We start from the raw sequence: 21121 nt of genomic DNA, 5'->3' as shown, positions 1-21121 counted from the left end.
ATTAGGCTTCGTGTGTTGACCCGATTAGGCTTCGTGTGTTGACCCGATAAAAAAGTTACACTTTTTTATCTTCCTTTTTTTATATTTGGATGAGTAAAAATTGTTAAAAACCTTTACACAAAATAATTATGAATAACATATATGGATAAAACATCCATGTATATAAATTATGTGTTATAAAAAAGAATATGGAAGATCATAGAATAAGAACGTCAATAATAAAGCCAGGAGAAACAATAATTACAATATGTCCTTCTATAAATGCAGGTACCATAGGACCTATATTTGGTGGAAAAATTAATAATGCTTTTGGATTATGCTTAGTTAAAAACCCTTTAGGAGATTATATATTAATAGTTTATATGAAACTTCAGTTTTTCTTCGAAAATAACGGTAATTTGGCTTGGAATAATTCAGATAAAACTAAGTTTATACAAAAGTTTGAAAGTGCCATAAGTCAAAAGTGGGGAGACATGAGAGTTATTAAAAGCTTATCGCAAGGTAAAAGAGTATTTTTAGATTTTAGATTCCTATCAGTTTATGACCAATGGAGTATTGGAGAACATTGGGAAATTTATATACAAAAAATAAAAAAAGGAGGATTTGAACAGAGTTATGTTAACTCTTTTTTTGGTACAACCCATCTTGACAGTGAAGACTTAAGACCATCACTAAAATCTGATAATATTTATCAAAGAGGTGCAGTTCACGAATTTGGTCATATGTTAGGTTTAAATGATGAATATATCACTAGCTCTAAGCATGTAGACGACTTACACTCAATAATGAATTCAGGGGAAATAACTAGGATAAGACATCATTCAAGTTATATAAAATGGCTAAACGAAATATTAAAAGAAAAAGGTATAAAATGAGAATAGCAAACATATTACTAATTACATTCTTCTCTTTAAGTTTATTAAGTTGTAACTCAAAAAAACAATTAGAAAACAAGTGGGATAAACTTACCAATGCTGATAGTGAACAGGTTGAAATTAAAAGAATAGAAGAATTGAGTGATTTTATTTCAGAAATAGATGGTCATTTTAAAATGAATGGAATTACTCAAAGCAAAGACACTTTAAACCTATTAACTCAAAGGAAAGATTCTGTAAAAATAGACCATATAAATCTTTTAATTTACTGGGATGAAAACAGTTTCCATGCAAAAAACTGGAAGCCTATAAATCAAAATAATATTTACTTATTTTTTAGAGAGTAAACTGTATTAATAGTAGATAATACTTTTAATTATTTATTTGATAATTTAAAAGTTCCTTTTTATATCAGATTATTATTTTGTAGGTTGGCAATTAACACTTTTAAGTGAATGGGCAGATACTTATAAAATAATTCAAGAGATGTTGAGATTTAAATATAGCTCAATCTTTTATATTAAATAGATAAATTCAACATAATGCAATAATTTGATTATCTTTGTGTTATAATCAACTCAACCTATGTACAGTTTCAAGAGCCGGGGGGCTAATTGCTGTGCATGAAAAAGCAAGAGCATCCAATTTTGGATGCTCTTTTTGTTATTAATTACTTTTTTATATTTGTTTAAAAAATACACTATGCCTACAATTCCTTCATTTAAAGAATTTAAAGAACTACACGTAACAATTCAAAACGTACTAATATCTTTTTTTATATTGCCTTTCTGGTATGTTTCTTTAAGACTTTTTACAAATACTTTTTTTGATAGTAATTCTTTTACAACAGTAGTTATTTTTTGTTTTTGTTTTAATATGATTTCGTATTTAACCATAGAAACGTATTTGTATAAAATTTTAAAGTTTCAGAAAAAAAATAATGAGTCATTTAATAACTTGTTTAATGCTTTTAAGAATAATACATTATCAGTAATATCTATTTTGATTAACATTGTTTATCTGTCACTATTTATTTTTGTCTATTACGTTATTACAGTTATAGCAAATATTCGTTCTAATTACTTCTTTTTTTGTGTTTTTTATTATTCCTTTTTGTTTATTATTCTTATAATACTAAAACGCCTTTCTTACAAAAAAAACCGTAAAAACGACTATAATTAATATCATTTATCCTATTTTAAGAACACCATATGTGCTCTTTCTATTATAACTAAAACTTAAAGAGAAAGTGTCTTTTCGTTTAATTTCTGAGCTACAAAAGGCTCAGCAAAAACAGCATTTAAACTGGCAATAATTTCTGTATGACTACCATTAGCCAACGGAACGCTTACAGTAACACCTTTAAATGCTACTAAACTTTGTCCTGCCTCAGCAGACTGTTTAAAAGGTGTTTGCATAGTTGAACCATTCATAGTTCCGAAAGGACCATAAGAAGCTCCGCTTTTACCTGTTAAAGTTATTTGTAATACACATTTCCAACCATACCACACACCTGTATAACCAGAAACTGCTACGATTGGATCGTTTAACGGAATATCTATCGTTTTAGCTACTCCACTATTTCCACCATGCTGTGGCAAAGTAAACACTCCAACATTTCTATTCTCTGTACCCGTATTATAAGATCCAGTTCCAGTATTTACGGTCTGGATAGCATCAAGTACATCACCCGAACGAATCGTCATTTGCGTAATGTTTGGATTACCCGCAGCTCCAACTATCTGGGTATCATCAAATGTATTACTTGGTAATGGATTTGCTAACTGATTAAGAATCATAAATTGGGCTTGCTCAAACTGGAAGTTTCCAGAGTTAAAACGCCACATAAAAATATCTTGATAATCATAAGTAGCACCTTTATTAGTAAATCCTTCAGAAACTCTATTCCAAACTTGTTGAGCACTAGAGTTTGGTGCTGCATTCCCTGGTTCAAATTGCGCTCCATAACCAATTTTCTTTGGTGATATTCCTGCATTTATAAAGCTAGATAACGGTGTACCATCATAAAACTGTGGTGATACAAAATCAAATGCGTTATTTACAGTTGGATAATCAATCGAATTTGTTGGCCATGCAGGAGTGAACGATAAGTAATATTTTACTGGCTGTTTATCAAACACAGAGCGAATTGTAGAAAACAAGACTTTAAATTGAGATTGAGTCATACGTGTAGACACATTACCTTCCCAGTCAATGTCTAATCCATTCATTCCATTCTCTTTTAAATAAGCTACCAGATTATTAGCAAAATTGGTTGCTTCTTCTTGTTCATTTCCACCAGGAGAAAAAATAGACGCCAATGTGTTATCTCCCGAATAGACCATCGTTGCTAAAAACTTAATATTCGGATTCACTTGGCGAGCATCCTTAAGTACATAGTTTAAATAATCTTGATTCGTAAGCCCACCCGGATGTGATGAGTCTCCCATTTTAATGGTTGATCCTTTGGTGGCTGGAACTACCTCAAAAAAGGCTATTCCAAGTGATGTTACACTATCGTATACTTTGTGTTTAATAAGCGATTGAAAACAACTATCAGGACTTTTGTAGTTTGTCTTTGGTGGTTCATCTTCATTTAAAAAGATCCAAGCGTTAATGCCGTAGGGGAATTGAGAATTTTTCATAATATATTGTATTTAATGTTTACTAAATTGTTTTCGACAGCAGATTAAAACCCTAATCAAATACATTATATATCTAACAAACATAGGCTTTACCTGAGTACGAATGCAGTTTTTTAAAGTCCCCTACTGCACTTATTGTTTTTATTTCATATCATTTGCTATTATAAAGTTGAGAAATTAATAAGTATGTTTTAAAAAAAAGGTAGTAAACGACTGATAATCAATCACGAATACATGTTTTATATGTATAAAAGAAAAAACAAATAACTAACTGATGTACAATACCTTTAAAAGAATACGGCATACTATGCTAACAAACATTTTTCTACACACGCACCTATTTTTAGCTTTTTTATTGTTTGAAGTTACTCCTATTAGGCTTGTGAGCTTCCTGATAAAAGCTGTACTCCCTCTTGTATTTATTTTTTATATATTTGAGAGAGTAAAAATTGCTAAGAGTTCCGCTTATCCTACCGTTAAGAGAGTATGACAGTAATTTTTATTACGTAGAAAATAAGTTAGGCAACATTTGAAAAGTACAAGAAAATATGAGTGGATTTAGATTATATAGCCTTGGATTAGAAAATAAATCTATCATCACTGACAAAGTAAGGTTAATCAATGATTCTGATTCTTCTTATGATAATTATTTTTCTCTAATTATCGGAAATAATGGAACTGGGAAAAGCCGAATCTTAAGTGAAATCGCTAGGTTTTTCAATAAACTAAAACAAGAAGAAAATCAATCGAACTTGTTTAGAGATTCACGTTTTGTATACAACTCTATTCCTTCAAAAATAATAGCTGTCACAAATAGCATCTCAGATAAGTTCCCTATTGATCAAAGTTTTAGACCTTCAAGACACTCAATACTTGAATTTTATCACAGAGATTTTAAATACAATTATTTAGGGACAAGAAATAAAGTTAATAGCTTTTCTAATAAAGCATTGATGAACCGCGCTTTGGAGATAGTTTTTGAAAGTTACTCCGAATTTGATGTCTCTAGAAATTTCAGGCATATTTTTGATTATTTGCATTATGAGCCAATTATTAAATTGAACTATCGCTTAAACACTTCTTACTTTGAAAAAAGGAATGATATCAGTCCCGAAACCTTAATCAGATTTATAAAGGAAAGAAACTCAAACAAATTCAATTATAGAAGCGAAAATATAATCGATATTGTTAAGGCAAGAGCTAATGATCTATGTGATTTTTTACTGGACAAATTATATTATCACCAAAAAGAAAATGAGTTAACAATAAATTTTTCCGAAAAAAATATTGGCAGAATTTATCGAGACAATTCCTTATATAGTGAAAATGTATATGAATATGACCTAATCAATATTTTAAGAAGGATTGGTCTTATTAGAACATTTGAAATACAAGTTTTTAAGAAAGGAGGAAAGCCTTTTAACTTTAGAGATGCAAGTTCGGGAGAAGCCAATATTTTATCAACATTATTGTCGCTTATTCCCTTACTAAAAGATAATTCTCTAATTTTAATTGATGAACCAGAAATAAGTCTTCATCCTTTATGGCAATCTAAATACATAGACCTACTTAATAAGATTTTAAAAAATGTAAAAGGTTGCCATATTATTATTGCATCCCACTCACCATTTCTAGCCACCGACTTAAACCCTAATAATTCATGTGTTATTACCTTAAAAGATAGGAGGGGACATATTGAATCAAAAATAATTTCGAAATCCACATATGGATGGTCTTCAGAAGATATATTAAAAAATGTTTTTGAAATGCCATCAACAAGAAACTTTGATTTATACGATAGTGTTTCTAAGGCACTTTTCTTATTAGCAAATGAAAATAGATCTAATAATGAGTTAAAAAAAATACAACAAAGGTTAAAGGAGTTCTATCCATCAATTCTTGAAAATGACCCTATAAAATCTGTTATTAAAGCCATATTTGATGCTAATTCTAATGAGTAATAAGATTCTAGCACCATACAAGCTTACAACAGCAGAAAAGAAAATAATTGCTGATAATTTCAATACTCATTCGGATTGGAATAAAACTGTATTTGATTCAATTAAGACTAATATAATTGCTCATTTGAGACCACAACAAAATAATACTTGCTGTTATTGTAAATATCAATTAGGTTTTGACATTAAGCAAGTAGATATTGAACATATAATACCAAAATCAGAGTATGAAAAATTTACATTTGAGACTAGAAATCTTGCTTTAAGTTGTCCAGGTTGTAATACAAAAAAAAGTACAAAACCTGTTTTAAAAAATAGTATAATAAATTATCCTACAAATGGAAAAAATATTATTATAATTCACGCTCATTACGATGATTACTCAAATCACATTGAAATAATTAATGACTGTGTTTTTGTAGCTAAATCGACTAAAGGAAGTGAGACAATTACTTTTTGTGAGTTGTTTAGACTAAGTACAGCCGAACAAAAAACAAAGATTTATCAAAAGTCAAGTCCAAGTGTATTACAACAATTAGTTTCTGATTTGAAAAATGGAAATCAACAAGATAAAGACGAACTTATTAAAACAATAAAGGAAGCAATACGTTAAAAAACCTTGCCTAACAACATGTATAATTCATTATTAGTTATAGCTTACTTCTGAAAGTACTAGCAGACTTTTATCTGTGACTTATTTGTTATTTTAGTACTTAAACACGAAACGAAATCATACACAAAACCTCGCCAAAAACCCAGTAAACTACTCCAACCTACTTCTGTACTCCGAGGGAGTTAGTCCAAGTAACTTTTTAACATACCTAGTAAAGAATGATCTACTTGAGAATTCCATCATATCTGCTAACTCAGCAATACTTAAGTTTTGATTCTCTAAAAGAACAATCAATCGTTCTTTTACAAAACGTTGTATCCACTCAGAAGCAGTAATACCTGTATTCTGTTTACAAACAAAATTCAAGTGTTTGGGAGTAATAAATAGCTTATCCGCATAGAACTTAACCTCACGCTCGGTCATGCAATAATCCTGTACCAAATGAATAAAACGGTCATAGATGCTTCCGCTTTGCGGTGTTCGTTTGTTTCGGTCAAATTCCGCAGCAAATACATGCCACATTTCCAGCGTAAAAAGGTGCATTTGTGTTTTTGTTAGCTCAGTATAAAAGGTATGATCCTTTTCCTGAAGCTTATCATACAGCAACTGAAAATTACTCAAAACTTTCTGTTTATTCTTTTGCTCGTTAAAATGTAATACTGGATGATCACGTGTATGAATAAGCACATCTATACTCCAGCTGATATCAGGCAAGTTACTATTTAAAAACTCTTCATCTACCAAAAGAACAGTTGCCGTGAAGTTCTTTGTAAATGATATATGAGATACTACACTATGAGCATACCAGAATACAAATTCACCTGCTGATGCTTTAAGCTGTCTCCCTTTAAATATAAAAGAGATTTCACCACTATGACAATAGATATGCGTATGGTAGGTTTCTAAAAAATTCTCAGGAAACTGAACTCCTCCTGATCCTTCAAACAATAAGACTTTCTGCTTCTTCATTTTTACTGTTTTTCTCTACACTCATTGCTACATGTGTAATATATGACACAATCTACGAATTAAATGTAACAAATAGAGTAAATCAACATCGTAAATTTGTACCATGGTTAACCAATTAAGAAAAATTGAAATGTATAACACAGCAAAAATAAAAGTACTGACACTCTTCTTAGGAAGCTTTATTCTTCTTTTAGGATGTCAATCAGAAAACAAAAAAATATAGAAATCATGGAAAAAAGCAAAAATAAACTAGACGCTATCTTTCCTAAAGGCGAGAAAGGATCAAATGAATTATTTACAGGAAATGCCTTTAACTATGGACTAGTAGCTCCCGACTCTGTATTTACCATAGCAGTAGGTAATGTCTATTTTGAACCTGGTGCTAGAAGCAATTGGCATAGTCATCCAGCAGGTCAAATTCTAATTATAACAGATGGTGTAGGTTATCATCAAATTGAAGGAGGACCGATTGAGACTATTAAAAAAGGAGATGTAGTAAAATGTCCTCCAAATGTAAATCACTGGCATGGTGCTAGTCCTGATGTTGGCTTGCAACAGCTCTACATTGTACCAAATGTTGAAAAAGGAATTGTAGACTGGAAAGAAGCTGTTACAGATAAAGAGTATTTAAAAGAGAAATAATGAGAACGTTAATACTAGCAATAGCTACACTTTTATTTGTGAGCTACTCAAACGGTCAGAATAATACTATTAAAAAAACAGAAAACATGTATCAAGAAACAGAACATTATACGTTTGAATTAAGTGAAAACGTAACACGAGAAAAGGTCACTTTTAAAAACCGATATGGAATAACATTAACTGGTGATTTATACTCTCCTAAAAATAAAAGAAACAAAAAATTACCTGCTTTAGCTACCAGCGGACCTTATGGTGCTGTAAAAGAACAATCATCTGGATTGTATGCTAATCAACTTGCCCAACGTGGATTTGTTGTGGTAGCATTCGATCCTTCATTTACAGGTGAAAGTGGAGGAAAACCAAGAAATGTTGCATCACCTGAAATATTTACAGAAGACTTAAGTGCAACAATTGATTTTCTTGGGACTTTATCCTATGTTGATCGAAACCGTGTTGGAATTATGGGAATTTGTGGATTCGGAGGTTTTGCTTTGAATGCAGCTGCTGTAGACAAACGTGTTAAAGCTGTGGCAGTGGCAAGTATGTACGATATGTCTCGCGTAACAGCAAAAGGCTACTTCGACAGTGTTAACCCAGAGCAACGTACACAGATGTTAGAACAGTTGAGTCAACAACGTTGGGCTGATGCTGAAAATGGTGAACCTGCATATAGTCCAGCAGGACTTCCTTCAGCAAATCAATTAACAGGAGAAGAACCTGAATTTGTTCAAGGATATGTTAGTTATTACAAGACTGAAAGAGGTTTTCATCCACGTTCTATAAACTCAAATGGATCATGGACGATGACGACTCCAATTTCATTGATGAACATGCCAATTATGACATACATCGAGGAAATTTCTCCAAGACCAATTTTAGTAATTGCAGGAGAAAATGCACATTCTAAGTATTTTAGTGAAGATGCTATTAAGGCTGCTGCAGAACCCAAGGAGTTAATGATTATTCCTAACGCAGTTCACACTGATTTATATGATAAAATAGATGTAATTCCGTTTGCTAAGCTTGAAGTATTCTTTAAAGAGAACTTGAAATAAAAAAACCACTGCACATTAATATCTAAAAAAAGCGGTATGAGTCTTAACTCATACTGCTTTTTTAATTTATAGTTGACATAGGGTTGTCACAAACTACTAATAGCTTTGTGTTATCACAATAAAAAAGATTATGATAATAAAAGATTTCAAGCCATTTAACGGTCAACATTGCGAAACCACCACTACAGGAAGTTTATTATATCAACTTGATATTAACCTTTCAGAACCCATGTTGTTTGGACTCGGAGAAGGTTTAGGGTATATTTTTTGGAATATGAAAATTATGGACTTCCCCTTTATAGGTGGTAGAGTTAAACCAGATGTTTTGACTGAAAATATTTGTAGAAATCTGAACTTAGATTTAGAGGTCAAAGAAACTTCCTCTATAAAAAAAGCGTGGAAAAATGTTCAGCAATATATAGCACAAGGAAAAGCAGTAGGCTTAAAATTAGATTGTTATCATTTAGATTATTTTACTACAAAAATTCATTTTGCAGGTCATTATGCTTCAATCTATGGTTATGATGACCAATTAGCATATTTAAATGATACTAACCAACAAGGTAGAGATGCTAAAACTACACTAAAAAACTTAGAGTTAGCAAGAAATGAAAAAGGTCCTATGTCATCCAGAAACCTTTCTTACATTATTTTAAAAAAAGGAGAAATACCTGATTTAAAAAACGTAATTAAACCTGCTATTTACAATAATGCTACTGATTTTTTAAATCCACCTATTAAAAATATAGGCTACAAAGGAATACTTAAAACAAGTACCGAAATTAAAAAATGGTTTGAATCAAGTAAGGATATAAAAAGAGATTTTCAAACTTCTGCATCTCTTATGGAAAATGGAGGTACGGGAGGTTCATTATTTAGAAAAATGTATAGTAATTTTCTTAAAGAAAGTGGAGAGCTTCTTAATTCTAAAATTTTAATCAAATCTAGCGAAGAATACAGTACTATTGCTAAATTATGGACAAACGTTGCAGATTTATTTAACGAAATAGGAGAAACAAAAGATATTAAATATATTAATTATGCTTCTGAAATATTAATTGAATTATCAGAAAGAGAAAAAATAGTAATGGAACAACTAAAAGAAACCTGCTCAACACTTAAAAATTAACTGTTAAGCAGGTTTATTATATTGTCTTAATGATTTACGTTAAAACGCTATTAGTAATCCAACTACTCCTAAAAATAAACATAGTGGAGAAAAATACTTAGTATCGTTTACGGCAAACTCTGTTGTCTTGGTTTTCTTAAAAAAGCCTACATACTTAAAATCACCTATAGCCCTAATTATAAAAATACTAGCCACAACGTAAAGTCCATAGTCTTGCAACCATATAGGCATTGAATTCAGCGTAAATAGCTGTATTTTTTCTGCATACACAACCGCAAAAGCACCTATTACTATAGCTACTACAAAAGTTAGTGCTTTAGGTGGATTCATCGCTTTTTCATTTGCTGTTTTAGTAGGTATTACAGCATCTACCCATAAAGTTCCACCAAAAGCCCAATAAACGTGAATTAACGAAATAGAAAAGAGTATTAAAACACAAATCACTCCTAAAAAATGTATCATAAATTGTAGTTTTTACCGTAAGTTTGTCTAACAAATTTAAGCATTCAACATGACAACTTTATTCATAAACATCAAAGAATTAATCCAAATTAGAGAAACAAGTACTAAAAAAGTATCAGGAGCTTCGATGAACATTTTACCTACCATAAAAAACGCTTTTTTATTGGTTGAAAAAGGTATTATTACTGACTATGGAAGCATGAAAAAAGCCCCTACTTCTGCTGATAAAACTGTGGATTGTACTGGTAAAATGATGTTACCTACTTGGTGTGATTCGCATACGCATATTGTATATGCAGGTAATCGTGAGCAAGAGTTTGTAGATAGAATTAATGGATTGAGTTATGAAGAAATTGCCAATCGTGGTGGTGGTATCGTAAACTCTGCAAAGAAGTTACAAGAAACGTCAGAAGAAGAGCTATACCAACAATCTGCAAAACGATTAGAAGAAGTTATTGCATTAGGTACTGGAGCAGTTGAAATAAAATCAGGATATGGTTTAACCGTAGACGCTGAATTAAAAATGTTGCGTGTTATTAAAAAGCTACGCGAGAATTATAACATTCCTGTAAAAGCTACCTTTTTAGGAGCACATGCCTTTCCTACTGAATATAAAAACAATAAAGAAGGATACATCAATTTAATTATTGATGAAATGCTACCTAAAGTTGCCGAAGAAAACCTTGCTGATTTTATAGATGCTTTCTGTGAAACAGGATATTTCTCGGTAGAAGATACCGACAGAATTTTAACCGCCGCTCAACAATACGGGTTAATACCGAAAGTACACGTAAATCAGTTTACAACTATTGGAGGTGTTCAGGTAAGTGTAAAACACAATGCCTTATCTGTAGACCATTTAGAAGTTATGAATACAGAAGATATTGAAGCATTGAAAGGAACGCAAACCATGCCTGTTGCCTTACCATCTTGCTCGTATTTTTTAAGTATTCCGTACACACCTGCACGTGATATTATAAATGCAGAGTTACCTTTAGCCTTAGCTACCGATTACAATCCAGGATCTACTCCATCAGGAAACATGAACTTTGTAGTAGCAACAGCTTGTATTAAAATGAAAATGACACCAGAAGAAGCTATTAATGCAGCTACAATTAACGGAGCGTATGCAATGAATTTATCTGATGAGGTTGGAAGCATTACCAAAGGGAAAAAAGCAAACTTAATCCTAACTAAAGAAATTCCTTCGTATGGATTTTTACCGTATTCCTTCGGAAGTAACTTAATAGATTCAGTATTCATCAACGGAAAAGAAATGTAAATTATACCCTGTCATTCCGAATGATAACGAAGAATATCATTAAGGTGAGTTACGAACATTCTTGAGATTTCTCCTTTCGTTACACTTCAGTTCGAAATGACGTTTTCTAAAAAGACAATACAATATGCTAACAATATTCAACGAAAAAGACATACAAGAGTTTGTAACCCCACGTGAAGGTGAGACAAAATTAGGTGAGTGCGTTGCAGTTATCAACTCTAAAAAAGAGCTACAAGAGGAACTTAAAAACTCAACTGCTTCTTTTGTTATTTTAGGAGTCCCTGAAGATATTGGAGTTCGCATGAATGGTGGAAATGGTGGTGCACATACTGCTTTTGTTCCCGCTTTAAAAGCATTCTTAAATACACAGCAGAATCAGTTTATCGACGGAAATAACATCCTAGTTTTAGGATATTTAGATTGTTTAGACGATGTATATAGCTTTGACGTTAACGACAGAGAGAAAGGTGATTTATTAGTAAAAGCAATTGATAAAGAACTTTCTAACCTTATCAAAGTCATTGTTAAAAGTGGTAAAACACCAATTATTATTGGTGGAGGTCATAACAACGCTTACGGAAATATTAAAGGACTTTCTGAAGGAAAGGAACAACCTGTAAATGTAATTAACCTAGATGCGCATACCGATTTACGTCGTTTGGAAGAGCGCCATAGTGGTAACGGATTCTCGTATGCATTGCTAGAAGGTTTTATTAAGAATTACTTTATGTTTGGATTACATGAAAACTACACGCCTCAGTATATTTTTGAGATGATTCACGATAGTTTAAACTTAGAATACAACACTTTTGAAGAGTTAGAAGTATATCAGTCCACTTCTTTTGAAGGTGAGTTGCAACGCGCTGAAAGTTTTATAGAAAATACTCCTTTCGGAATTGAGATTGACTTGGATTGTGTGCAACACTTTCCTAGTAGTGCCATGACACCTAGCGGATTTACACCACAACAAGCACGTAGATTCACACATTATTTTGGTAAGCTACAAAATGCTTCTTATTTACACATTTGTGAGGGTGCTCCAGCAGTTGTTAAAGATGACGTTGCTAACGGACAAGTAGGAAAATATATTAGTTATTTAATTTCTGATTTTATAAAGGCTAAGAGCAATTAATAATTACTTATAAGAAGATAAGTACGTCATTGCGAACAGAGTGAAGCAATCTTTATATTTTGAATTCTAAATAAACAGATTACTTCATCATATTCTCCCCACAATGACTGTTCGTCATTTCGACCGAAGGGAGAAATCTCATTAAAACTAATAACAGGCTTTCATAAGATTTCTCACTCTTCGTTTCACTAGGTTCGAAATGACAATTCTTTAAACACTCGTTATTCTATCCATAAGTTTCCTTCTGAATACGTTTTAGCTTTACCGCTAATTATGACCCTATCCTTTTTATTTTGGCACTTTAACACTCCTACTCTTTCAGAAACTTGTATTGCATCAAGATTATCTTTATCCAATCGAGAGCTCCAAAATGGCACCAATGAACAATGAGAAGAACCAGTAACAGGGTCTTCTAAAATAGAGGATTGTGGTGTAAAATATCTTGATACAAAATCGGAATTATTTCCTACAGCTGTAACTACTACCCCTCCTGGATCTAAATTTATTTGATCAAAGGTCTGTCTATCTACTTTTATATTTTTTATTTCCTCTTCAGAATCATATACTAATACATAATCTCTAGATTTTAAAACCTCTTTAGGTTGTATATTTAAAGACTTCTGAATGACTTCAGGTAACTCAGAAGCAACAGGCATTCGAGATGGCAAATCCATCGAATAAAAGTCCTTTTCAATCGTAATAATTAAATCACCACTTAATGTTTCAAATACTATTTCGTTATGAGGATAATTTAAAATTGAATGTAAACAATGAGCTGTAGCAAGTGTTGCATGCCCGCATAAATCCATTTCAATTTCTGGAGTAAACCACCTTAAATGTATTTTCTCTCCTTTATCAACAAAAAATGCTGTTTCTGCCACCGCATTTTCTTTTGCTATTTTTAAAAGAACTTCATCAGGAAGCCAATCTTGTAACGGAACAACACATGCTGGATTTCCTCCAAATACTTTATCTGTAAAAGCATCTATTTGGTATAATGGTAATTTCATCTTTTCTTTATTTAACACGTAAATATATTACTTTCAATTTTGTCACATAAAAGACATAACCACATCATAACAACATTAAAAAAATTTCTTACTCTATTATTTGAGATTCCTCTCTACCGTTCGGAATGACATAGATAATATAGTAACAAAAAAACTCTTGTTAACGTCATTTAGAACCGAGTGAAACGAAGTGTGAGAAATCTTAAGAATGTTTGTAATTAACTTTAATGAGATTTAGCTTCGCTAAACCTTACGGTTTCTCCTTCGGTTCGAAATGACGATTTATCTTAGAAAACTGCTTCTGCAATTTTTTGAATATTAGTTGATCTTCCCATTGAATAATAATGTAAAATAGGTACACCTTTCTGTTGTAACTCTTTACTTTGAGCAATACACCACTCTACTCCTACTTGTCGTACCTCTGCGTTACTCTTACAATTCACAACCTCTTTTACCAATGCATCAGGTAAATCTACCTTAAAACGGTGTGGAATTAAATTCAACTGTTTTTTGGTTGAAATAGGTTTTAAACCCGGAATAATTGGAACGGTTATACCTTCTTCTCTACATTTTTCTACAAACTCAAAATACTTTTGATTATCGAAAAACATTTGTGTTACCACATAGTTTGCTCCATTTTTTATCTTCTTTTTTAAAAAGTGAATATCAGAATCTAAACTTGGTGCTTCCATGTGCTTTTCAGGATACCCTGCTACACCAATACAAAAATCGGTTTTTGATGAGTTTTGTAAGTCATCATCCAAATACCTTCCTTTATTTAAGTTTTCTATTTGCGTAACTAACTCACTTGCATACGCGTGCCCATCATTTTCAGGTTTAAAATAAGTTTCGCTTTTTACTGCATCACCACGTAATGCAACTACGTTATCAATTCCTAAAAAATCGAGGTCTATTAAGAAGTTTTCAGTGTCTTCTTTAGTAAACCCTCCACATAAAATATGCGGAATAGCATCTACCTGATATTTATTTTGAATAGCCGCACAAATACCGACAGTACCCGGACGTTTTTTTACTACTTGTTTTTTTAAGAGTCCGTCTCCTAACTCTTTATACACGTATTCTTCACGATGATAGGTTACGTCTATAAACGGGGGATTAAACTCCATTAATGGGTCAATATTTTTAAATATTGACTCTATTGTGTCTCCCTTTAACGGTGGAAGTATTTCAAACGAAAACAACGATGTTCCGTTAGCTTTTTCTAAATGTTCTATTACCTTCATAAGTGTATCTTATAAAGGCGTATTTAACTATACCAATGAAGCTGCAATCAACGATATTGCTGCCATTACCAGTAGCTGTATTGCAAATCGAATCTCTAAATTATACTTTTTCATTTGTCTAATTTTATTGATTTTTTATATGGCAATATTACTACTGTTTTCTAGCTTTTAGTTTACCTAACTTAAAACTTATTGTTAATTAAATACGCTCTTTTGTTTGTTTATTTTTAAATTATTCTTAATTGTCTGATATGTTTGGGTGTAACCATTTTCTGGCTTTTTCTAAGGGAATGTTTTTCCGCTCTGCAAAATCTCTTACTTGGTCGTCTGTTATTTTACCCAAACCGAAATATTTAGCTTCTTCATTGGCAAAATAATATCCTGAAACTGCTGCTGCTGGCCACATGGCTAAACTTTCTGTTAAGCTAACCCCTATATTTTCTTCAACTTGTAAAAGTTCCCAAATCGTTTCTTTTTCTAAATGATCTGGACATGCAGGGTATCCGGGAGCAGGACGAATTCCTTTATAATCCTCTTTTATTAATTCATCATTCGTTAAATTTTCTTCGGAAGCATAACCCCAATGTTTTGTTCTTACTCTGTGATGCAAATATTCAGCAAAAGCTTCAGCAAAACGATCGGCAATAGCTTGTGCCATAATTGCATTGTAATCGTCGTGATTTTCTTTGTATTGTAGCGCTAATTCATCAGCACCAAAAATGGCTGTACAGAAAGCCCCTATATAATCCGATCTATCTGTTTCCTTAGGCGCAATAAAATCAGCTAAGGCAAAACTTGGTTTACCTTCACGCTTTTTTAATTGCTGACGTAAGGTTCTAAATATGGTGACTTCTTTTCCTTTCTTTTGAACTGAAATATCATCATCGTTAATAGAGTTTGCCTCAAACAAACCAAAAATAGCTTTGGGCTTTAATGCTTGCTTTTCTATAATTTGTTGTAACATTTTTTGAGCATCTGCAAACAAATTAGTTGCCTCTACCCCTACTACTTCATCTTCTAAAATATCAGGAAACTTTCCGTGTAAATCCCACGAACGGAAAAACGGACTCCAATCAAAATACGGTACCAAATCTTTTAAACTTACTTGTTCTAGTTTTTGTATTCCTAGTTCTCTAGGCTTGGTAATATTCGTAGTATCCCAATCTATTTTAAATTTTCGCTCTCTTGCTTCTGCAATAGGTATGTAATGCTTTTGTTTTCCTCGTTTTAAGAACTTATCACGAAATTCTTCGTAATCTTTCTTCAATTTGGCTACGTATTCATTAGAGGTTTCTTGGTTCAACAAATCTCCTACTACGGTTACCGCTCTTGAAGCATCATTAACGTGTACTACTGCATTTTTATACTGTGTGTCTATTTTTACAGCCGTATGTGCTTTTGAGGTAGTTGCCCCACCAATCAATAATGGAATTTCTAAATTTTGACGTTCCATTTCTTTGGCTAAATACACCATTTCATCCAACGAAGGCGTTATCAATCCGCTTAAACCAATAGCATCTACCTTCTCTTTTTTAGCGGTTTCTATGATTTTTTCTGGTGGAACCATCACACCTAAATCAACAATCTCATAATTGTTACAGCCTAATACTACTGATACAATGTTTTTACCAATATCGTGTACATCTCCTTTTACGGTCGCCATCAATATTTTTCCAATAGCTTGCTGTTCCTCGCTTTTTTCAGCTTCAATAAACGGGTTTAAGTAAGCAACTGCTTTTTTCATTACTCGGGCAGATTTTACTACTTGTGGTAAAAACATTTTCCCTGCACCAAACAAGTCTCCTACTACATTCATCCCCGTCATTAAATGTCCTTCAATTACATGTAATGGTTTCGCTACACTTAAGCGTGCTTCTTCTGCATCTTCTTCAATAAAAGCATCTATTCCTTTTACTAAAGAGTGTGTTATACGGTCTTGCAACGGTAAACTTCTCCATTCTAAAACCTGCTCACTACTTTCTTTTTTAGTTCCTTTTACCGTTTCTGCAAACTCTAATAAGCGTTCAGTTGCATCATCTCTTCTATCTAAAACAACATCTTCAATATGTTCTAATAAATCCTTCGGAATATCATCGTAGACTTCTAACATTGTCGGATTCACAATTCCCATATTCATTCCTGCTTTAATGGCATAGTATAAGAATACCGAATGCATCGCTTCACGAACGACATTATTTCCTCTAAATGAAAATGATACATTACTTACTCCTCCACTCACACTAACATGCGGTAAATTTTCGCGCACCCATCGGGTAGCTTCAATAAAATCTAGTGCGTTTTTTCGATGCTCTTCCATTCCAGTTCCCACTGGGAAAATATTTAAATCGAAAATGATATCTTCTGGCGGAAAACCGACAATGTCAGTTAATATGTTATACGAACGCTCTGCAATTTCAATTCTTCGCTCGTAAGTATCTGCTTGTCCTACTTCATCAAAAGCCATGATAATTACTGCGGCTCCATATCGTTTAATCTGCGTAGCTTCCCAAATAAACTTTTCTTCTCCTTCTTTTAAAGAAATGGAATTTACAACCGATTTTCCTTGTACTACTCGCAATCCAGCTTCAATGATTTCCCATTTAGAACTGTCAATCATAATAGGAACTCTGGCAATATCAGGTTCAGAAGCTATTAAGTTTAAGAAACGTACCATCGCTTCTTTCCCTTCAATTAAACCATCATCCATATTAATATCGATGATTTGCGCTCCTCCATCTACTTGATGACGCGCAATTGCCAAGGCTTCATCGAACTTTTCTTCTTTTATCAATCGAAGAAATTTACGCGATCCTGCTACGTTTGTACGTTCACCTACATTGATAAAATTACTTTCGGGTGTAATAATTAACGGTTCTAAACCAGATAACTTCATATATCGTCTTTTCTCAATCATCTATTAACTATTTTGTACTGTTGCAACAAATTCAGCTTTACGTGGTTTATACTTAGCGGCTACCGCTGCAATCGCTGAAATATGTTTAGGTGTGGTACCACAGCACCCTCCTATAATGTTAATTAAGTTTTTCTTTAAATATTCTTCTATTTGCTCCGCTGTTTCTTCTGGAGTTTCGTCATATTCTCCAAAGGCATTGGGTAATCCTGCATTTGGATGAGCAGAAATAGCAAAGTCCGTTTTAGAGGCTATCGCCTCTAAATGAGGTTGTAATAAATTGGCTCCTAAAGCGCAATTAAACCCTACAGATAGTAGCGGAATATGAGAAATAGAAATTAGAAAAGCCTCAGCTGTTTGTCCTGATAATGTTCTTCCTGAAGCATCAGTAATCGTACCAGAAACCATGATAGGAATTTCTATGTTTCGTTCAGCTTTTACCTCTTCAATAGCAAATAAAGCGGCTTTAGCATTTAAGGTATCAAACACAGTTTCTACTAACAAAATATCTGATCCCCCATCAATTAAAGCTTCTACTTGTTGTTTATAAGCAGTGCGTAACTCGTCAAAGGTTACGGCTCTGTATCCTGGATCATTTACATCTGGAGACATGCTTGCCGTACGGTTGGTAGGCCCTATAGAGCCTGCTACAAATCGAGGTTTGTGTGGTTCTTTGGCAGTGAACTCTTCAGCTACTTCTTTGGCTATTTTGGCAGATTCATAATTTAACTCATATACCAAATCTTCCATTTGGTAATCTGCCATGGCAATAGTAGTTCCTGAAAAAGTGTTGGTTTCTACAATGTCTGCTCCTGCAGCAAAGTATTTTCTATGAACTTCTTTTACAGCTTCTGGTTGTGTGATTGACAACAAATCGTTGTTTCCTTGTAACGGTGTTGGGTAATCTTTAAAACGTTCTCCGCGAAAATCTTCTTCAGTAAACTTATATTCCTGAAGCATGGTTCCCATAGCACCATCGAGCACGAGGATTCGTTTTTGTATTTCTTGATAAATGTTTGACATTCCTGATATTTAGTGTAATGTTATCAGGAAAAGAGGAAGTAAAATTCTTTTCGTTATCTCTCTGCCGAAGCAGTAGAATGTAGCACCTTCTTTGTTTGCACAAAGGGTTGCTAAGGTTTCAAAGGGTCTATTCCCTCCACCTTTCTTGATAACATCAATACGTTAATGAACGGGGCAAAGTTATAGTATTATTTTTTAGTTACCAAAACTAAAAATAGATAAAAGTAAAAAGACCACTTTTGCTACTAGGTAACAACATAATTTTGTTTTATATTGGATGCTTAAAAATGAGAAGAATAAAATTGCTGAAACTTCCGTTAATCACCTTCAATACTCTGGATAAAAGTAGTTTTTATTCTTTTATAACGAGTAGTGCATAATGTCCGAAAAACGAAAATCAAGCTAAATTGGAAACTGAAATTTATCTGACTGAATATAACGAAACTGAAAATCGGAATTTAATAATTGATAGTGACCAACATTCAGTTTGGGCATATGTTCTTGATTCTAACAATCAAATCGAATTCGAAGGATTTTTATGTTCTCGTGGAACTCTAGTTGAATCTGTTGAAAATGTGAAAGAATTTATTGCAAAGGATTTTCAACCACCTTTGAGGAAAAACTTTGCGAATGAATTTTCTATTCAGAGCGGAATTAAAAATGAGAATCTAAAAATAGTATGGGAAAATAATCTCATCCGAATTTCAATAAACGAAACCGAATTTTTAAAAATGGATACGCTAAATAAAATGTCCTACTCAAAAGCAATTTCGGAAAAAGGAGCTTATGGAAATCCATTAACTGAAAAATAAAAACACTATGCACAGCAATGTATAACCGCAATTACGGCGGATTCGACTACGTCCGAATCCACTCGGAATTGCTAACGTTAGTTCTTAAACGAAATATGTAACTTTAATCCTGTAATAACAGTTATACAAATACGTTGTATCCAATTAGAAAAAATGAACAATTACATTTACACAATAGCTATTGATGAATATAACAGTAACTTATTTCCTAATCTGAATAATGCTAAACTTGACGCTCAAAGATTCTCAAAAGTTCTAATTGAAAAGTATAATTACGAAATTTTAAACGAACCAATTACAGACAAAATAGCAACAAGGAAAAATATAATAGAAGGACTTAATTTAATCACAAGTCTTGTAAATGTAGAAGATACTTTAATTATTTATTTTGCAGGTCACGGAGAAAAACATTCAATAACCAATAAAGGGTTTTGGATTCCATCTGATGCTTCTAATAGTATTAGCGACTATATTCCTAATTCAACTGTAATAGATATAATAGAAGGAATAAAAGTAAAACATTTACTACTTGTATCTGACTCTTGTTTTTCTGGAACTTTTTTAACTCAAACAAGGTCTGGAAACAATAATTCAAGCTTTGATAAAATTAAGAATTTGGATTCTAGATGGATTTTAACATCTGGAAGAGAGGAAAAAGTATCTGATGGGCAACCTGGAGTTGGAAGTCCGTTTTCAAGAGCAATTTGTGAATTTTTAGAAAATAATAATGAACCTATTATTTCAGGTGATTTATTTAATCACGTAATTAAATACACTTCTAAGAACTCAAAACAACAGTCAATCGCTGCTCATATAGAAAACTGTGGTCACAAAGGCGGAATGATTGTTTTTGAACCAAATAAAGCAAAAGAAAAAAAAGAAAATGAAATTAGTAAATTAACAATCGATATAAAACTTGCTCAAAAATTAAAAGATAGTGGTATAAATCAAAATAGTATATTCTCATATTTTGACAATAAAGGAGAAATTTATATTGATATTTCCTCTAAAAAAGAGAAGAAATTATGTTCTGCATTCCTTGCACAGGAACTGCACGATATGATTCCTGAAATGATTGAAATAGACACTAATACTTATATCGCTCATATGACAGGTTATGATAGGCTTACAAAAAAAGATGTTGAAGAATATAATTATGCTGAAGTAACTGTTCAAAAAACTATGATTACTAGAACACCATATATGGCTATTTGTAGATGCGCAGGAAAAATGGTAGCCTTTAGTTTAACCAAAGACGGAAAATATAATAATTTGATTTCTTGGGGAAAAAATCAAGCGGAAGCATTAGCTTTAATGGTTTTAAATCTTAAAAAAGAAGGAAAAATAAAATAACATTAA

Annotated in this window: 18 protein-coding genes and 1 riboswitch; of the genes, 11 read left to right on the top strand and 7 right to left on the bottom strand. The window is 32.5% G+C overall.

The genetic code is table 11. From position 1 onward, the window contains the following. Positions 1-188 precede the first annotated feature (188 nt). Together LCI24_RS16330 and LCI24_RS16325 are read left to right on the top strand one after the other, a co-directional pair. Positions 189-875 (top strand): hypothetical protein, encoded by a 687-nt coding sequence (locus tag LCI24_RS16330; protein WP_274641333.1) that lies wholly within the window; start codon positions 189-191, stop codon positions 873-875. Then, the gene (locus tag LCI24_RS16325) at positions 872-1222 is read left to right on the top strand and encodes a hypothetical protein (protein WP_274641332.1); all 351 of its coding nucleotides are present in this window, start codon (positions 872-874) and stop codon (positions 1220-1222) included. Before LCI24_RS16330 ends, LCI24_RS16325 begins: the two co-directional genes overlap by 4 nt. An 891-nt stretch (positions 1223-2113) precedes the next feature. Here the strand turns inward: LCI24_RS16325 and LCI24_RS16320 are convergent. Continuing rightward, positions 2114-3520, bottom strand: coding sequence for a glycosyl hydrolase family 18 protein (locus LCI24_RS16320; RefSeq protein ID WP_274641331.1), 1407 nt, complete (start codon positions 3518-3520; stop codon positions 2114-2116). Between the two features lie 548 nt (positions 3521-4068). Between LCI24_RS16320 and LCI24_RS16315 the strand changes: the two genes are divergently transcribed. Then, the gene (locus LCI24_RS16315) at positions 4069-5481 is read left to right on the top strand and encodes an ATP-binding protein (protein WP_274641330.1); all 1413 of its coding nucleotides are present in this window, start codon (positions 4069-4071) and stop codon (positions 5479-5481) included. Beyond that, a complete protein-coding gene (locus tag LCI24_RS16310) occupies positions 5474-6091 on the top strand; it encodes an HNH endonuclease (RefSeq protein WP_274641329.1) in 618 nt (205 codons plus the stop codon). The genes LCI24_RS16315 and LCI24_RS16310 overlap by 8 nt, the downstream gene beginning before the upstream one ends. Before the next feature lie 150 nt (positions 6092-6241). Here the strand turns inward: LCI24_RS16310 and LCI24_RS16305 are convergent, their stop codons facing one another. Next, positions 6242-7060, bottom strand: coding sequence for a helix-turn-helix domain-containing protein (locus tag LCI24_RS16305; RefSeq protein ID WP_274641328.1), 819 nt, complete (start codon positions 7058-7060; stop codon positions 6242-6244). A 228-nt stretch (positions 7061-7288) separates the two neighbouring features. Here LCI24_RS16305 and LCI24_RS16300 point away from each other — a divergent pair, with 228 nt between their 5' ends. The 3 genes from LCI24_RS16300 to LCI24_RS16290 all read left to right on the top strand — a co-directional run bounded on the left by LCI24_RS16300 (position 7289) and on the right by LCI24_RS16290 (position 9886). Beyond that, entirely contained in the window at positions 7289-7702 is a 414-nt protein-coding gene (locus LCI24_RS16300; RefSeq protein WP_274641327.1) for a cupin domain-containing protein, read from the top strand. Beyond that, complete coding sequence (locus tag LCI24_RS16295) at positions 7702-8757, top strand: alpha/beta hydrolase (protein ID WP_274641326.1); 1056 nt, start codon at positions 7702-7704, stop codon at positions 8755-8757. The genes LCI24_RS16300 and LCI24_RS16295 overlap by 1 nt, the downstream gene beginning before the upstream one ends. Positions 8758-8887: 130 nt before the next feature. After that, positions 8888-9886: a BtrH N-terminal domain-containing protein gene (locus LCI24_RS16290; protein WP_274641325.1), complete on the top strand. Its 999-nt coding sequence runs from the start codon at positions 8888-8890 to the stop codon at positions 9884-9886. Positions 9887-9925: 39 nt separating this feature from the next. On the opposite strand, the gene LCI24_RS16285 is transcribed toward LCI24_RS16290, so the two are convergent. Further along, positions 9926-10348 (bottom strand): DUF3995 domain-containing protein, encoded by a 423-nt coding sequence (locus LCI24_RS16285; RefSeq protein WP_274641324.1) that lies wholly within the window; start codon positions 10346-10348, stop codon positions 9926-9928. Positions 10349-10397: 49 nt separating this feature from the next. Between LCI24_RS16285 and hutI the strand changes: the two genes are divergently transcribed. Then, positions 10398-11630 (top strand): imidazolonepropionase, encoded by a 1233-nt coding sequence (hutI, locus tag LCI24_RS16280; RefSeq protein WP_274641323.1) that lies wholly within the window; start codon positions 10398-10400, stop codon positions 11628-11630. A 124-nt stretch (positions 11631-11754) separates the two neighbouring features. Then, the gene (locus LCI24_RS16275; protein WP_274641322.1) at positions 11755-12762 is read left to right on the top strand and encodes a formimidoylglutamase; all 1008 of its coding nucleotides are present in this window, start codon (positions 11755-11757) and stop codon (positions 12760-12762) included. A 221-nt stretch (positions 12763-12983) separates the two neighbouring features. Here LCI24_RS16275 and LCI24_RS16270 read toward each other — a convergent pair whose 3' ends face one another. From LCI24_RS16270 to LCI24_RS16255, 4 genes are all read right to left on the bottom strand, one after another. Further along, complete coding sequence (locus tag LCI24_RS16270) at positions 12984-13772, bottom strand: PhzF family phenazine biosynthesis protein (protein WP_274641321.1); 789 nt, start codon at positions 13770-13772, stop codon at positions 12984-12986. Between the two features lie 287 nt (positions 13773-14059). Further along, positions 14060-15016: a methylenetetrahydrofolate reductase [NAD(P)H] gene (gene metF / locus LCI24_RS16265; protein ID WP_274641320.1), complete on the bottom strand. Its 957-nt coding sequence runs from the start codon at positions 15014-15016 to the stop codon at positions 14060-14062. A 238-nt stretch (positions 15017-15254) separates the two neighbouring features. Further along, entirely contained in the window at positions 15255-17930 is a 2676-nt protein-coding gene (gene metH / locus LCI24_RS16260) for a methionine synthase (RefSeq protein ID WP_274641319.1), read from the bottom strand. A 3-nt stretch (positions 17931-17933) separates the two neighbouring features. Beyond that, on the bottom strand, positions 17934-18950 hold the full coding sequence (locus tag LCI24_RS16255; protein WP_274641318.1) for a homocysteine S-methyltransferase family protein: 1017 nt from the start codon (positions 18948-18950) through the stop codon (positions 17934-17936). Positions 18951-19000: 50 nt separating this feature from the next. Further along, positions 19001-19105, bottom strand: a riboswitch (SAM riboswitch). Between the two features lie 252 nt (positions 19106-19357). Here LCI24_RS16255 and LCI24_RS16250 point away from each other — a divergent pair. Both LCI24_RS16250 and LCI24_RS16245 read left to right on the top strand, forming a co-directional pair. Continuing rightward, positions 19358-19762 carry a hypothetical protein gene (locus LCI24_RS16250; protein WP_274641317.1) on the top strand — a complete coding sequence of 135 codons (405 nt, stop codon included), beginning with the start codon at positions 19358-19360 and terminating at the stop codon, positions 19760-19762. A 153-nt stretch (positions 19763-19915) separates the two neighbouring features. Then, entirely contained in the window at positions 19916-21115 is a 1200-nt protein-coding gene (locus LCI24_RS16245) for a caspase family protein (RefSeq protein ID WP_274641316.1), read from the top strand. The last annotated feature ends 6 nt before the right edge of the window (positions 21116-21121 follow it).

This window comes from Tenacibaculum larymnensis, assembly GCF_028829235.1.
GTDB classification, from domain to species: domain Bacteria; phylum Bacteroidota; class Bacteroidia; order Flavobacteriales; family Flavobacteriaceae; genus Polaribacter; species Polaribacter larymnensis.
This window is presented reverse-complemented; position numbering and strand designations above follow the sequence as displayed.